Source organism: Streptomyces sp. NPDC006879 (assembly GCF_042869595.1).
GTDB lineage: Bacteria > Actinomycetota > Actinomycetes > Streptomycetales > Streptomycetaceae > Streptomyces.
In genome coordinates this window covers 26593-40257 of record NZ_JBIAGC010000021.1, presented here as the reverse complement: position 1 = coordinate 40257, position 13665 = coordinate 26593, and the positions used below count along the sequence as shown (strand labels likewise).

Here is a 13665-nt window from a genome sequence, read left to right as displayed (position 1 = left end):
GACCTTGTGATCCGGATCACGGGCCATCCCCTCATCGCATTCCCCTTGAGCCGCAAGGAGATCACCCGATGCTGCCCTGGAGACGACTACTGCTCCGCCCCCTCGCAGCCCTGGCCCTAGCCCTGGCCGCACTCACCCCCACCACCGCACATGCCGCGTCCGGCCCCACCAGCGGCTGGAACAACTACGCCTGCAAGCCCACCACGGCGCACCCGCGCCCCGTCGTGCTGGTTCACGGAACCCTCGGCAACTCCATCGACAACTGGCTCGGGTTCGCCCCGTACCTGGTCAACCGTGGGTACTGCGTCTTCTCGCTCGACTACGGCCAACTCCCCGGTGTGCCCTTCTTCCACGGCCTCGGACCGATCGACAAGTCGGCTGAACAGCTCGATGCCTTCGTCGACAAGGTGTTGAACGCAACCGGTGCAGCCAAGGCGGACCTGGTCGGCCACTCCCAAGGCGGCATGATGCCGCGCTACTACCTGAAGTTCCTGGGAGGCGCGCAGAAGGTGAACACCCTGGTCGGGCTGGCGCCCGACAACCACGGCACGACCCTGATGGGGTTGACCAAGCTCCTGCCTTACTTCCCCGGGGCCAAGGATCTGATCAGCGCAGCCACCCCGGGGCTGGCCGACCAAATCGCCGGCTCGGACTTCCTGACCAAGCTCAACGCCGGCGGGGACACGGTGCCCGGCGTCAACTACACGGTGATCTCCACCAAGTACGACCAGGTGGTCACTCCGTACCGGAGCCAGTTCCTAAGCGGCTCGAACGTACGCAATGTGGTGCTGCAGGACCTGTGCGCGGTGGACCTCTCCGAACACGTCCTGATCGGACTGACCGACCGCATCGCCTTCCATGAGGCGGCGAACGCCCTTGACCCGGCGCACGCGAAGCGGACCACCTGCGCGTCGGTGTTCGGCTGACGCGCGAGCGGTCCGCTGCGCGGGCCGCGCCTTCGGCCGTCAGCGGGCCCGGCTTCCGCCACCGCTGGCGGCCTTGCGGCGCGCGGTCGCGAACAGGACGGCCGCGCCGGCCGCGAGGGCTCCCGCGCCACCGAGAGCCATCATCGGGGTGGTACTGCTGCCCCCGGTCTCGGCGAGCCCGTCCCCACTCGCGAGGGGGCTGGAACTTCCATTGGGTTCCGGCTCGTTGGGAGCAGCGGCTTCGCTCGGCTCCGTGGTGGGTACGTCTGTGGCGTCGTCCAGGCCACCGGAACCGCCCGTGTTGCCGCCATCTCGCTCCGTGTCCTGGTCCGCGTCCTGCTCCGGTGACGGTCGGTCGGTCGGCGCTGCCGTGGTCGGCGTATGGTCGCCGCCGGTGCCGCCGGCGGTACCGGCACCGCCCGTACCGCCGCCGGTGCCGCCGGCGGTACCGGCACCGCCCGTACCGCCGGCGCCGTCGCCCTTGCCGAACACCACGTCCGAGCAGGTGTAGAAGGCCTCGGGGCTGTCGGAGCGTTGCCACACGCTGTATATGAGGTGGCGTCCGGCCCTGCGCGGGACGGTTCCGCTGAAGACGTAGTCGCCGCCCTCCATCTTGGGGTCGGTGACCTTCACGAAGGGCTGGGACTCCAGGTCCGACCACTTCAGGGGCTTCTTGGGGTCGTATCCCTCCTTGGTGAGGTACAGCTCGAAGGAGCCCCTGTGCGGGGCCGTGCCCTTGTACCGGAAGGTGTGCGTCCCGGCGGACATACGTGAGGCGGGCCAGTCGGCGCGGGGGAGGTCCAGTCCCTTGTACTTGGCTCTGCCCGCCGAGCAGAGTTTTCCGTCCGGGATCAGTTTCCGGTGCTTGCCTGCGGCGTCGGCGATGTTCACCTCGTTCCAGTCGTAGAACGCCTGGGTGCCGCTGGCTGCCACGGCCGCCTTGCAGGCCGCCGACTTCGGCGATTCCGGTCCCTCCGCATGGCAGGCGGCCACCCGGCTGACGGGATCGGTCATGGAGCCGTGTGCGAGGGCGCCTCCGGCAGCGAACGTGACGAGTGCGCAGGGCCCGGCTACGAAGGCGGTGAGGGCGACGGCCTTGCGACGAGCGGTCATCGGGGATCTCCTCAGGGCAAACGGATGGTTCGATTCCCCGTTCGGGGTGCTGGCTGTCGGGGGCGGGTGCGACGGGTCCGCCCCCGACAGCCAGCAAACTATCCGCTGGAATTGAGGAAAAGGCCTGGTTGGAGGGGGGGAACGCGATCTTTAGGGTGCTCTTAAGGCCGGCCTAAACCTCCGGTACGGGTGCACCGCGACAGGTCACGGTGCGAGCCGGGGCGAGAGCCCTGCCGCCCCGTGGAGACAGCCGGAAGAGCTCAGCCCCCACCGGGCGCATCTGCTGGAAAGGGCATCCCGTTCGAGCTGGGAGACTGCTCTGATGCACCCGGATACGACCACAGTCACGGCAGCCGGTTCCGGCACCTGGAAGCTCGGTGATCTCACCGTCAACCGGATGGGGCTCGGCGCGATGCGCCTGACGGGCAGCGGAACCTTCGACCAGGGCGAGCCCAGCGAGCGGGCCCGGGCCATCGCGGTGCTGCGCCGCGCGGTTGCGCTGGGTGTGAACCACATCGACACCGCAGCCTTCTACTTCTCCCCACTGCGTTCGGCCAACGAACTGATCAACCGGGCGCTGGCGCCGTACCCGCAAGACCTGGTCATCGCCACCAAGGTCTGGCCGGGCCGGGATTCCTCGGGGTCCTGGTGGTGGGCCGGTCCCGAGCAACTTCGCGGCCAGGTGGAGGAGAACATCCGTCAACTCGGCGTCGAGCACCTGGACGTCGTGTCCCTGCGCGTTCCACCGAGCATGAAGAACGAACCGATCGCTGACCACTTCGGTGCTCTGGTCGAGCTTCGGGAGGCTGGACTCATCCGTCACCTGGGTCTGTCACATGTCACTCCCGAGCAACTCGACGAAGCCCGGGCCATCGCACCGGTGGTCTGCGTGCAGAATCCATTCGGACTCGAATCGCCCACACAGGAGAGGGACTTCCTGCACTCCTGCGGCGAGAAGGGCATCGCCTACGTGCCGTTCTTCGCGATCGCCGGCGCGGGACGGGAGGCGGGTGCCGTTGCCGCGCCGCGTCCCGAAGTGCTCGCCGTGGCGGGGGAGCACGGGGCCACGCCGGCGCAGGTGCGGCTGGCATGGAGTCTTCACCAGGGGCCACACGTGCTGGCCATCCCCGGTACGGGCAACCCCGACCACCTGGTGGAGAACGTGGCCGCCGGCGCCCTGCGCTTGTCGGAGCGGGACCTCGTGCGCCTCGATACTCCGGCTGAAGGCGTCACGCCGGCCGAGCGCCCAGGTCCTTGACATGGCGGACCTCGGTCGCGCAGATCTCGTAGCCGAACCAGCGATTGACGGCAAACATCGGGGCGTTCTGCGCGTCATTGCTGGTGAAGGACTCCCATTGGCATCCTCCCCGGTCTAAAGGTCGGGGATTCGCGCCTGCTTCCACCGGATGGGTGAGGGCTTCGGGTGCCGCTGTCGTACGCAAGGCCGATACTGGCGGTGCCGATCGCCACCCCGTCCTCCTCGACCAGCAGCACGCAGTGTCGTCCGGCCGGGTTGGCGCTCTTCAGCGCGAAGGCGATTGCGGACGCGGTGGAGACCATGAAGGGGAGGGCGGCGTGCCGGATGTGCGCCACGCGGTGGTGGTCCTCGGGGCGCTCGGGAGCGCCCGGCGTACTTGGAGGGTCAGCCGTGTGACGCTACGTGGACACAGGGGTGGGCGCTCGTGGATTTCTTCCGGGAGAATCGGGGACGTGAACGCGATGAACCCCACTCTCGACCTCGACCTCGACGCTGCCGGGTCGGTGCCCGTCTACGAGCAGCTGCGGGCGCAGATCGCCGACCAGGCCCGGGGCGGGGGCCTTCCGGTCGGATTTCGACTTCCCACCGTTCGGGGGCTCGCCGAGGAACTCGGCATCGCTGCCAACACCGTGGCCAAGGCCTACCGTGCGCTGGAGGTGGACGGGGTGATCGAGACCCGTGGTCGTCACGGCACGTTCATCGCCGCGGTCGGAGGTTCGGCCATGCGTGAGGCGGCCGGCGCTGCCCAGGCCTACGCGGAGCGGGTGCGCCGGCTCGGCCTGGACCGTGAGGCGGCCCTCTCCCTGGTGGAGGACGCATTCCGGGCGCAGGGCGCCCCCTGAGGGCGCTCCCGCAGTCCTCGGCGGGCCCACGACGACAGCCGCGGCGCCTCGCCGGGCGTCGGATCACCCGCGTACTCCCGGCATGAGGACGCAGTTCCGCCTTGCGAGGTATCTCATCTGACGCCGCGCGCTGATCCACCGCGGACCACGGGAGGGCCCTCGGGGGCGCCATCGACGTGTAGGAACCGTTGCCGGGTGCTGACGGGTGACACGCCTATGTCATCCGTCAGACCTCAGTTGTCTATGTGCCTCGTGATGGGCGCGGTTCGCCGATCAGAACATCACAGATAGAGGCCGGAGTCCGCCGTGGAGGGCTGGGCGGGTACGGCGGCCGGACCGGTTCCGCGCCGTAGGGCGAACAACTCGGCCAAGGTGGCGCCCTCCCTGGCCACTGCCTCCTCGGTCCCGAGCCACTCCACGGACTCCTGGTAGGTCAGCTTGCCGACCTCGATCCGGGCCAGGCAACGCCCCGGCCGGACCACCGCGGGATGCAGTCGCTCCAGGTCCTCGTTGGTGGTCACGGCGACCAGGACGTTGCGGCCCTGGCCCAGCAGGCCGTCGGTCAGGTTCAGCAGCCGTGACAGAGCCTGGCCGGCGGTGTGGCGGGCTTCCCCGCGGATCAGTTCGTCGCAGTCCTCAAGGAGAAGGAGTCGCCAACGGCCCTTTGCGGAACCTTCGTCCTCGCCGATCGCGATGTCCATCAGGTAACCCACGTCGTTGAACAGGCGCTCCGGGTCCAGGACGCAGTCCACTTGGCACCAATCCCGCCAGGACCGTGCGAGGGTGCGCAGCGCGGAGGTCTTTCCGGTGCCCGGGGGACCGTGTAGGAGGAGCAGCCGTCCCGCGATGTCGTCCGGGGTGATCTTCATCAGCCGGTCCATGGCCTGGGCGACGGGGGCGGTGTAGTTGGGCCGTACCTCGGACCAGGTTCCTGCTGAGATCTGTCGGGTGGTCCGGTGGGGACCGCGGCGTGGGGAGACGTACCAGAATCCCATTGTCACGTTGTCGGGTTGGGGTTCGGGTTCGTCCTGGGCTCCTTCGGTGGCCTGGCCCAGTACGGACTCCGCGAGATCGGCGCTGACCGCGGTGACCGTGACGTCGGCGCCCCGGCTCCAGCGGGAGACGAGCAGGGTCCAGCCCTCGCCTTCGGCGAGGGTGGCGCTGCGGTCCTCGTCCCGGGCGCTGCGCAGGACCTTCGAGGACTGCGGTAGGAGGGTCGCGCCCGGTTTGACGCGTTCGATCGAAGCACTGTGTGAATAGGGCTGCTCGCCCGTGGCGAACCGCCCGAGGAACAGCGCATCGACGACATCGGCGGGGGAGTCGCTGTCGTCGACGTTGAGCCGGACCGGCAGTGCGTCTTCAGGCTTGGCGGACATGGCGCCCATGATCCGGCAAGGGGGCGCCCTTTGCACCCGTGTTTCGCCGGATCGTCCTGCGCGGCGGGACTCTGTTCGGCCGGCGCGCCGGGCACGTTGTCGACGGAGCCTCGCGTCGGGTGCAGGAACTGCCGTGCGACTGGTCGAACAAGCCCTCTGAGCAGCCGAGTTCGTTGAATTTTCTTGGCATGGACACTTCCAGATGTCCCGGGAGCTTGCTACGACGGTGAATGAGAAGGATTCAGCCTTCTTCCTGCTAAGGGAGGTTCCATGAAACGATCCCGCCTGGCCGTTCTCTCCTCCTCCTTACTCCTCGCCGCCTGCGCCGCCCTCTTCGGCGCAGCCCCAGCTCATTCGAGTGGGAACGCCCTCGCCGTCGACTACGTGGCGCTCGGAGACTCCTACTCCTCAGGGGTGGGCGCCGGAAGCTACGAGAGTTCGAGCGGCGGCTGCAAGCGCAGCACCAAGGCCTATCCACGCCTGTGGGCCAACGCCAACGCCCCGTCGTCCTTCAGTTTCACGGCATGCTCGGGTGCCCGAACGGGTGATGTTCTCTCCGGACAACTCGCACCCGTCAACTCCGGCACCGACCTCATCAGCATCACCATCGGCGGAAACGACGCGGGCTTCGCAGACGTGATGACAACCTGCGTGCTGTACTCCGAGTCGACGTGCCTGAACCGGATCGCCCAAGCCCGCTCCTACGTGGACACCACCCTCCCCGGCAAGCTCGACCAGGTGTACGCAGCCATCGACTCACGGGCTCCCCACGCCGAAGTCGTGGTCCTCGGATACCCCCGGTTCTACCGGCTGGGCGGAACCTGCGTGGCCGGCCTCAGCGAGCGCGAGCGCGCCGCCATCAACGACGCGGCGGACTACCTCAACGCGGCGACTGCCAAGCGAGCCGCAGACTTCGGCTTCACCTTCGCATCCGTCGTTCCCGCCTTCACCGGCCACGAGATCTGCGCCAGCGGGACGGCCTGGCTGCACAGCGTCAACTGGTGGAACATCGGGGAGTCCTACCACCCGACCGCTTCCGGGCAGTCGGGAGGCTACCTACCCACCTTCCGCAACGCCGTTTGATCCCTCGGGCTCCGTCCTCTCGGACACGTCCGCCTGCGTGCCCGAAGGTGAGGGGGAGGCTCCGCTCGACGGCTCCTCCCCCTCGCACGTCACCCAGAACTCCGCCCATCCCGAAGTCCCCCTCGCCGCCCCGCGCACCTGGAGGCTCATGGCGTCGTGGACGCTCTCACCGACGCGGTGGTACGACTCGGTGTGCTCCACCCGCACGGAAGTCGTGCCACCCGCCGGGAAGGTGTAGCTCGTCCAGCCGGCGGCGGAGGACCGGCCGCTGCGCGTCCACCAGCGGTACTCGATCGTCGCCGGCAGTCCGCCCACGGTGATGGTTCCGGCGAAATGTGGCGCGGCGTACCCCGGCGGCGGACAGGCGCCGGTGTAGCCGTCCCGTACTGCCTGGATGTGCACGCGGACCGTCTGGGCGGGCATCGTGGTGCCGTATCCAGCTGCAGGGGCGGTGGAATGGCTGGGGCTGGTACCGCTGGACGGTGACACCGCGGTATCACCTGCCGCAGTGTCACCCGTTGTGGTGTTCCCGGCGTTTGGCTGCACCGAGTTTCCAGGGCCGCTTGGGCTGGTCGCTGCCACCGGGGCACCCCCCTTGTCGTCGCCGGACTTCCCCCACAGCGCCCAGGCCAGCGCCCCGAATACCAGGACAAGCGCCAGGGCGCCCGCCACGAGCACCGCGGTCGCCCGCCCCCGCTTGGCCTCCCGGGCCTCCGGTAGCGGCTGGGCTCGCGTGGTCGGCGGCTGTGCGGCCATGCCAGCGGTCTGGATCGACGGTTCCGTCGCCGGGTGCGGCGCCATGACTGCTGGGCCGCCCATAAGGCCACCGGTGCCGGTACGGGGGTGTGCGGGACCACCCGCGGCGACCACCCTCAACAGGCGTTCCGTCTCCTCGGCGGCCATCCGCTGCGAAGGCTCCTTGCGGAGCAGGCCTTCGAGCACGGGGGAGAGGGAGCCGGCCCGCCGCGGCTCCGGCAGTTCCTGGTCGACCACCGCGCGCAAGGTGCTGAGCAGGGTGTCACGGCGAAAGGGGGAGCTGCCTTCCACTGCTGCGTAGAGCAACACCCCCAGGGACCAGAGGTCCGACTCGGGCCCGGGATCGCGTCCAAGTGCCAGCTCCGGTGCCAGGAACTCCGGGGAGCCGACCACTTCGCCGGTCATGGTCAGTGCGGAGCTGCCTTCCAGTCGGGCGATGCCGAAATCACTGAGAACCACACGGCCGTCATTGGCGATCAGGACGTTGCCGGGCTTCACGTCGCGGTGCAGGACCCCGGCCTCGTGGGCGCTGCGCAGTGCTGCGAGCACCTCACAACCGATCCGTGCCGTTCGCTGTGGAGACAGTGGCCCCTCGGCCTCCAGGGTTTCCGCGAGGGAGAGGCCGCGGACGAGCTCCATGACGATCCACGGGCGGCCGTCCTCGGTCACCACGTCGAACACGGTCACCACGCTGCGGTGCGAGATCCGGGCAGCTGCCCAGGCCTCCCGTTCCAGGCGTGTGTACATCCGGCGCACTTCCGCTTCGTCCAGCCCGGCGGGAGCGCGTACCTCCTTGACGGCGACTTCGCGCCCGAGGACTTCGTCCCGGGCCTGCCAGACCACCCCCATACCCCCTTGGCCGAGCGGTCCCAGGAGCCGGTACCGACCGGCCACGACCCGCTCCCCGTTGCCCTGTTGCCCATCCGGAATCCGTGTCACGCAGGCCTCCCCGTCCGTATCTGGGCGACTACTCCAAGTTAGCCGAGGTGGGCTGAATTGCGCCCCCGTGCGTTGCAACTCTCAAGCTGACCAAGCGTCTTGGAGTTGTCTACGCAGAGTAGTTGGCGGCTGCGTTGAGTGACCGTCAATTCCGTTGAATGGAAGGTCAATCACTCGAACCGGGATACCGGAGTGTGACGTAGGGGCGGTAGGGTTACCCTGCCCGGGCCGGGTGCGTCGAACGGGTGGGGAGAGTCATGGAACAGATAGCGATGCGCAGCAGGGCGCGAGTGCCTGCCATCACGTGCGGAAACACCGCGACGAGTAGACGTCTTGACCGCCATCTCGCGGTTCTTGGCGGTCCTGCTATGCCGCAGCGCGACGTGGCGGAGGCCACGTCGTTGATGCGTGAGCTCACCACGCGTGACACTGCTCACCCGCGCACCAGTAAGAGTGCCCGCGTTTCGCTCTTCGCCCCCCTGCGGCGCCTGCGCCGCTCCCTGTTCGGGAGTCGCGGCTAGTCCCGACGTGTCGTCGCCGGCCCGGCGCGTCCTCCTCAGCTCACCACACCTTTCTGACGCAGTGTGCTGATCCGTGCGTCCGTCATCCCCAGGGCGTGTAGTAGCTCGTTGGTGTGTTCGCCGAGCGCCGGGATCGCGCCCATGCGCGCCTGTGCGCCTCCCGGCAGTGTGATGGGGGGAAGGAGCGCCCGCAGCGGACCGACCGGTGAGTCGATTTCCCGCCACCGGTCACGTGCGGTGAGCTGCGGGTGGGTCGCCAGTTCGGCGACCCCGTTCAGTCGGGCGCAAGCGATCCCGGCCGATTCCAGTCGCTCGATCGCTTCGTCCGCGCTTAGTTGCAGCAGCACCCGGCCGACCGCCTCGTCGGTCTCCTTGCGGTTCTCCGTGCGTGCCGTGTTCGTCGCGAACCTCGGATCGTAGGACAGTTCTCCCTGCTCCAGGACCTGGTCCGCGAGCCTTCGCCACTCTCGGTCGTTCTGGACGGAGAGCAGCACCTGCCCACCGTCCGCGGTGTCGAAGGCGTCGTACGGGGCGATGACGGCGTGTGCCACACCCGTGCGCCGAGGAGGTGTTCCGCCGTGCATCGTCAAGTGGAGGGGGTGGCCCATCCACTCGGCCAGGGAGTCGAGCATCGAGATTTCCACGGGGCCTCCGCGGCCAGTCACCCCGCGGCGCACCAGAGCTGCGAGTACGCCGGAGTAGGCGTACATCGCCGCGGCGATGTCGGCGGCCGGGATTCCCGCCTTCGCGGGCTGTTCCGGGGTTCCGGTGACCGAGGTGAGGCCCGCTTCGCACTGCACGAGCATGTCGTAGGCGCGCTTGTGGGCGTACGGCCCGTGCGCGCCGTAACCGGAGATGTCCACGGCGATGAGGCGGGGGTGGTTGGCGCAGAGCGAGGCGGCGTCCAGGCCCAGGCGGGCCGCTGAGCCCTGGGCGAGGTTCTGGACGAACACGTCCGCCTCGGCGATCAGGCGCCTTACGATCTCCAACCCCTGTGGGTGCTTCAGATCCACGGCGATCGATTCCTTGCCGCGGTTGGCCCAGACGAAGTGGGAGGCGAGCCCGCCGGCCGCGGTGTCGTAGCCGCGGGCGAAGTCCCCGCCGTCCGGCCGCTCGATCTTGATCACCCGGGCTCCCAGGTCGGCGAGCTGCCGGGTGGCGAACGGTGCGGAGACCGCCTGTTCGACGGCGACCACAGTGATCCCCGAAAGGGGAGGGGGGTCGGTGGGGCGATGCTGGTTGTCCACGGACTCTGCCTATCTGATGTGGTGTGCTCCTGTCACCCTCCGGTGCCGGGTCGGGGCCGGTTGCGGGGTGTTCGAACCCCATGGCCGTCCCCGCTGGAGGTCGCGGGCCCGTCGACTCTGCTGCGCAATTGGGGCGGGTGAGCGTCGAGGGTGCGGCATGATCGCTTCTGTGGTCCTGGTCGCGTCGTGGGCCACAGAGGGGGAGCCCGTGTCGTTACAGCCGAAGGAGTTCCACGAGACCTCGGCCGATGCCCCGGCCGAGCAGGCCACGAAGACGTGAAAGACCAAATACGCACTCCGCGCCGGAATCGAGGGCATCATCAAGCAGGCCCTCGACGTCACGGGCCTCCGCCGGGCCCGCTACCCGGGGCCTGCCCAAGGTCCGCCTAAACCACGCCTTCTCCGCCACCGCCGTCAACGTCATCCGCCTCGACGCCCACTGGAACCCAACCACCTTTCACACCCCGGACCAACAGACTCACCCGGCTCAGCCACCAACTCACGGCCCGAACCCGAAAGGCGCAGCTCCGGCTCAGCGGCAGGCCGCGGAATAATCGGCTGCAACCGAGGCTGGCCCGCCCATATGATCCCCGTTCGAGGCGTCGGCATGGCGCCCAGCCGACAGCTAGCACTCAACGGACCGAGGATGCGTGGCGCAATGAGCAGCCGACTCTTCGCAATCTACTTCGACGCGCACCAGCCCGAGCGCCTAGCGTGTTTCTGGTCCGGTGTCCTGGGCTTGGAGAGAGCCGACGACTCTTACGACGGCGTCGCCCTGCTGTCCGGGAACGACGCCGGCTACCACCTCGGCTTCCGTTCCTCGCAGGCGCACAAGCTCGCCCAGAACCGGCTGCACTTCGACCTGACCAGTTCCTCTCTGGAGAACCAGCAGGAGATCGTGGTCAGGGCGCTCGACCTCGGCGCGCAGCATGCTGACATCGGCCAGGGACCGGACGTGTCCCATGTGGTGCTCGCCGACCCCGAAGGCAACGAATTCTGTGTCCTTGAGCCGGGCAACAATTTCCTTGCCGGCTGCGGCCCCATCGGAGCGCTCGCCTGCGATGGTTCGCAGGCCGTGGGCTATTTCTGGAGCGAGGTGCTGGGCTGGCCGTTGGTCTGGGACCAGGACAAGGAGACCGCCGTCCAGTCACCGAACGGCGGTACGAAGATCACGTGGGGCGGGCCGCCGCTCATGCCGGACCCCGGCAAGGACCTGCACTTGGACCTCGTCCCGGACGGCGATCAACAAGCAGAGGTCGAGCGTCTGCTCTCCCTCGGGGCGAAGCATCTCGGCTCCGCCCACGGCAGGGACGGCGCGGTGCTGCTGGCCGACCCAGACGGTAACAAGTTCCGCGTGCTCACGCGCCGGTGAATCCGGAATCAAGGGAGCCGCAGTAGGCGGTTGTTGCAGGAAGCGCAGCTGAGAGTCGACAGGCCCCCCGTCGCCAAACGGACAGCTCAACGCGTCCCGCGAGGGGAGAGCCACACCCAACCTCGAGAATCAAGCAGCAGAGTCCCCGTCCCGTTCAAAGCAGCGCGAACTGGCCGTCCGGTCCCTCTTCCCGGTGGTCCAGTACTGAGGCCGGGCGGCGGGCGGTTTGCGGTGTGGGCAGCAGGCCGGCCTTGTGTAGCTCCTCGGCCGTGATGCCGGGCTCATCTGTCAACTCTGCTTGTTTAGGTGCTAGTTCGGCCAGAAGGGTCAAGGTCGAGATGAGATTGAGGAGCTGTGAGGTCCATTCCTGTGGCCACTGTGCGGGGGCGATCGCGGCGAGTCCGTCGGCCCGCCGGTGGGCGGTTCGCGAAGCGAACCAACGTTCCAGCACCCGCACTCCGGACACCTGGAAGTCCCAGGCCGCCGCCGCTACGGGGGAGACGCGGCCGGAGCCGAGGTGGAGCGTCTCCTCCGCGGCTACGTAGTGCAGGCCCTCGGGGTGGGCCGGGACGGCCTCCCGGACGTAGGGCCGTCGACCGCCCGGCAGTCGGGGGCGCTCCTCTCCGGCTGCTCCGCCGAGGTGGACGGCGAGCAGTCGGTGGCCCAGGACCACCCCCTGGCGCCAGTGCTCGGAACGGCGTGGCAAGGGGACGGCACAGCCCGCCGGGCCGAAGCGGGCGGCAGCGAGCACCCATGACATCACAGCAGCGGGTGTGACATCGCAGCCGTACCTCGCACTGAGCCAAGGCATCAGTCCTGGCAACACATTGGGCTCCACGCCGCCCGGCCGCCGGAAAAGGGGTCGGATGCGCCCGGGGCGCCCGCCCGGCGATGCCCCTTGCGGTAGCAGCGCACTGGCGGCGACGGCGGGCCCTGTCGGCCCGCGGCCAAGTCCGTGCTCGATCAGGAACACCTGTTGCTCGCCCCGCACCCGCCACAGCTCGGGCCTGGCCTGGTCGATCACCCGGTGGTCCGGCAGGATCCACTGTTCGTCGAAGGGCTCGTGCAGCACCCGCACGGGTTCCGGGCAGGGCCCGGATAGCTGGGCGAAGCCTCGGGTGACGGTGGACTGGCCAGGAAGGGCCACCACCGCTGTGTGCGGCGTCCTACTGCGCGAGGGGGCGAAGAGACGGTCGCGTTCCGCTGGTTGCGCCCCCGCCAGAGCTGCCCAGCGGGCCCGTAGCGTTCCCGGTTCTGGAGCCACTACCCAGGGGCGACCCAGCCTCAGCGCGGGCACTGACCACGGCATCAGATCGTCGAGCAGCGGCATCTGCTCGGTGGGCATGTCCTCGATCCGCGATGTCTCGCTCACCGTACGCATGCTAACGGCGCGAGTCGAAGGTCGGGCTCGACGGGCTGCCAGGGCTGCGGGGAGCCCTTGCTCGGCGGTGAGCGGGCGCCGGGATCGGGGTCCTCAGCCGTCCGCGTCCACCGTCACGGTGAAGGAGAAGCGATCGCCCCGGTACCGGATCCGGGCGACGTCCGCCACCCGCCCTTCGGTGTCATAGGTGACACCCGTGTAGTGCAGGATCGGGCTGAGGAGCGGGACGTCCAAGAGGTCCGCGGTGACCGGATCGGCCAGGCGCGCTTCCACGGTGTCCGTGATGCGACTGATCTTGACGCCCACCACGTCGCGCAGCACCTTGGTCATCGGCCAGCGCTCCAGATCGCGTGGATCGAGGACGTCGGCCAACTCCGGTCGGACCGCGTTCTCCGCCCAGTTCGTGGGTTCGCCCGTTTCCTTGTCCCGTCTCAGGCGCCGATAGGTGACCACTTCGGTCAAGCCGTGGAAGTAGTCGGCGAGTTCTCCGGCCACCGGCCCGCGTTCGCATCCCAGCACCGTCGTCGGTTCGCCCGACTGCTGGGCGACGATGGCGTCCACCGAGCCCAGCAGCCGCACCGGTGAACCGCGCCGCGCTCCCGGCTCGATGAAGGTGCCGCGACGTCGGTGTCTGGTGATCAGGCCCTCCTGCTCCAGTTCCTTGAGGGCTTGGCGCATGGTGAGCACGCTGACCCCGTAGTGCTCGGCCAGTTGCTCCTCGGTGGGTAGTCGCAACGAGGTTTCCGGGGAGCGGCCCAGTATGGAGGCCCGCAGTGACTGGGACACCTGGTACCACAGCGGCAACTTCCGGTTCAGTACCAGTGAATCGGGGGCGAAGGCGGTCACGCGGG

At 68.8% G+C, this 13665-nt stretch carries 12 protein-coding genes and 1 pseudogene; 6 read left to right on the top strand and 7 right to left on the bottom strand.

From position 1 onward, the window contains the following. Positions 1 to 68: 68 nt before the first annotated feature. Positions 69 to 926 carry an esterase/lipase family protein gene (locus ACFYMC_RS17580; protein WP_388525537.1) on the top strand — a complete coding sequence of 286 codons (858 nt, stop codon included), beginning with the start codon at positions 69 to 71 and terminating at the stop codon, positions 924 to 926. Positions 927 to 965: 39 nt separating this feature from the next. On the opposite strand, the gene ACFYMC_RS17575 is transcribed toward ACFYMC_RS17580, so the two are convergent. Beyond that, a complete protein-coding gene (locus ACFYMC_RS17575) occupies positions 966 to 2039 on the bottom strand; it encodes a lytic polysaccharide monooxygenase (protein ID WP_388525534.1) in 1074 nt (357 codons plus the stop codon). Positions 2040 to 2361: 322 nt separating this feature from the next. Here ACFYMC_RS17575 and ACFYMC_RS17570 point away from each other — a divergent pair, with 322 nt between their 5' ends. After that, positions 2362 to 3297 (top strand): aldo/keto reductase, encoded by a 936-nt coding sequence (locus ACFYMC_RS17570; protein WP_388525531.1) that lies wholly within the window; start codon positions 2362 to 2364, stop codon positions 3295 to 3297. Here the strand turns inward: ACFYMC_RS17570 and ACFYMC_RS17565 are convergent. Next, positions 3269 to 3391, bottom strand: a pseudogene (locus ACFYMC_RS17565) (GNAT family N-acetyltransferase); the annotation flags it as partial. The gene ACFYMC_RS17570 and the pseudogene ACFYMC_RS17565 overlap by 29 nt on opposite strands. 367 nt (positions 3392 to 3758) lie before the next feature. Here ACFYMC_RS17565 and ACFYMC_RS17560 point away from each other — a divergent pair. Further along, positions 3759 to 4139, top strand: a complete 381-nt coding sequence (locus ACFYMC_RS17560; protein ID WP_388525671.1) for a GntR family transcriptional regulator — start codon at positions 3759 to 3761, stop codon at positions 4137 to 4139. A gap of 281 nt (positions 4140 to 4420) precedes the next feature. Here ACFYMC_RS17560 and ACFYMC_RS17555 read toward each other — a convergent pair whose 3' ends face one another. After that, positions 4421 to 5515: a DUF5925 domain-containing protein gene (locus ACFYMC_RS17555; RefSeq protein ID WP_388525528.1), complete on the bottom strand. Its 1095-nt coding sequence runs from the start codon at positions 5513 to 5515 to the stop codon at positions 4421 to 4423. Positions 5516 to 5785: 270 nt separating this feature from the next. Between ACFYMC_RS17555 and ACFYMC_RS17550 the strand changes: the two genes are divergently transcribed. Further along, on the top strand, positions 5786 to 6598 hold the full coding sequence (locus ACFYMC_RS17550) for an SGNH/GDSL hydrolase family protein (RefSeq protein ID WP_388525526.1): 813 nt from the start codon (positions 5786 to 5788) through the stop codon (positions 6596 to 6598). Here the strand turns inward: ACFYMC_RS17550 and ACFYMC_RS17545 are convergent. Further along, on the bottom strand, positions 6572 to 8293 hold the full coding sequence (locus tag ACFYMC_RS17545) for a protein kinase (protein WP_388525523.1): 1722 nt from the start codon (positions 8291 to 8293) through the stop codon (positions 6572 to 6574). The genes ACFYMC_RS17550 and ACFYMC_RS17545 overlap by 27 nt on opposite strands. A 257-nt stretch (positions 8294 to 8550) precedes the next feature. Here ACFYMC_RS17545 and ACFYMC_RS17540 point away from each other — a divergent pair, with 257 nt between their 5' ends. Continuing rightward, positions 8551 to 8814 carry a hypothetical protein gene (locus ACFYMC_RS17540; protein WP_388525520.1) on the top strand — a complete coding sequence of 88 codons (264 nt, stop codon included), beginning with the start codon at positions 8551 to 8553 and terminating at the stop codon, positions 8812 to 8814. Positions 8815 to 8849: 35 nt separating this feature from the next. Here the strand turns inward: ACFYMC_RS17540 and ACFYMC_RS17535 are convergent, their stop codons facing one another. Then, entirely contained in the window at positions 8850 to 10061 is a 1212-nt protein-coding gene (locus ACFYMC_RS17535) for a CaiB/BaiF CoA transferase family protein (protein WP_388525517.1), read from the bottom strand. A gap of 658 nt (positions 10062 to 10719) precedes the next feature. Between ACFYMC_RS17535 and ACFYMC_RS17530 the strand changes: the two genes are divergently transcribed. Then, positions 10720 to 11433: a VOC family protein gene (locus tag ACFYMC_RS17530; protein WP_388525515.1), complete on the top strand. Its 714-nt coding sequence runs from the start codon at positions 10720 to 10722 to the stop codon at positions 11431 to 11433. 154 nt (positions 11434 to 11587) lie between these two features. Here ACFYMC_RS17530 and ACFYMC_RS17525 read toward each other — a convergent pair whose 3' ends face one another. Together ACFYMC_RS17525 and ACFYMC_RS17520 are read right to left on the bottom strand one after the other, a co-directional pair. After that, a complete protein-coding gene (locus ACFYMC_RS17525; RefSeq protein WP_388525512.1) occupies positions 11588 to 12814 on the bottom strand; it encodes a type ISP restriction/modification enzyme in 1227 nt (408 codons plus the stop codon). A gap of 93 nt (positions 12815 to 12907) precedes the next feature. Beyond that, positions 12908 to 13660, bottom strand: a complete 753-nt coding sequence (locus tag ACFYMC_RS17520) for a GntR family transcriptional regulator (RefSeq protein WP_388525509.1) — start codon at positions 13658 to 13660, stop codon at positions 12908 to 12910. Positions 13661 to 13665: the final 5 nt, after the last annotated feature.

Bases quoted from the DNA above. Each gene is read 5' to 3' on its own strand.
- ACFYMC_RS17525 (WP_388525512.1), bottom strand. From the start codon at position 12,814: ATGCGTACGGTGAGCGAGACATCGCGGATCGAGGACATGCCCACCGAG.
- ACFYMC_RS17555 (WP_388525528.1), bottom strand. From the start codon at position 5,515: ATGTCCGCCAAGCCTGAAGACGCACTGCCGGTCCGGCTCAACGTCGAC.
- ACFYMC_RS17540 (WP_388525520.1), top strand. From the start codon at position 8,551: ATGGAACAGATAGCGATGCGCAGCAGGGCGCGAGTGCCTGCCATCACG.
- ACFYMC_RS17530 (WP_388525515.1), top strand. From the start codon at position 10,720: ATGAGCAGCCGACTCTTCGCAATCTACTTCGACGCGCACCAGCCCGAG.
- ACFYMC_RS17575 (WP_388525534.1), bottom strand. From the start codon at position 2,039: ATGACCGCTCGTCGCAAGGCCGTCGCCCTCACCGCCTTCGTAGCCGGG.
- ACFYMC_RS17560 (WP_388525671.1), top strand. From the start codon at position 3,759: ATGAACCCCACTCTCGACCTCGACCTCGACGCTGCCGGGTCGGTGCCC.
- ACFYMC_RS17570 (WP_388525531.1), top strand. From the start codon at position 2,362: ATGCACCCGGATACGACCACAGTCACGGCAGCCGGTTCCGGCACCTGG.
- ACFYMC_RS17580 (WP_388525537.1), top strand. From the start codon at position 69: ATGCTGCCCTGGAGACGACTACTGCTCCGCCCCCTCGCAGCCCTGGCC.
- ACFYMC_RS17550 (WP_388525526.1), top strand. From the start codon at position 5,786: ATGAAACGATCCCGCCTGGCCGTTCTCTCCTCCTCCTTACTCCTCGCC.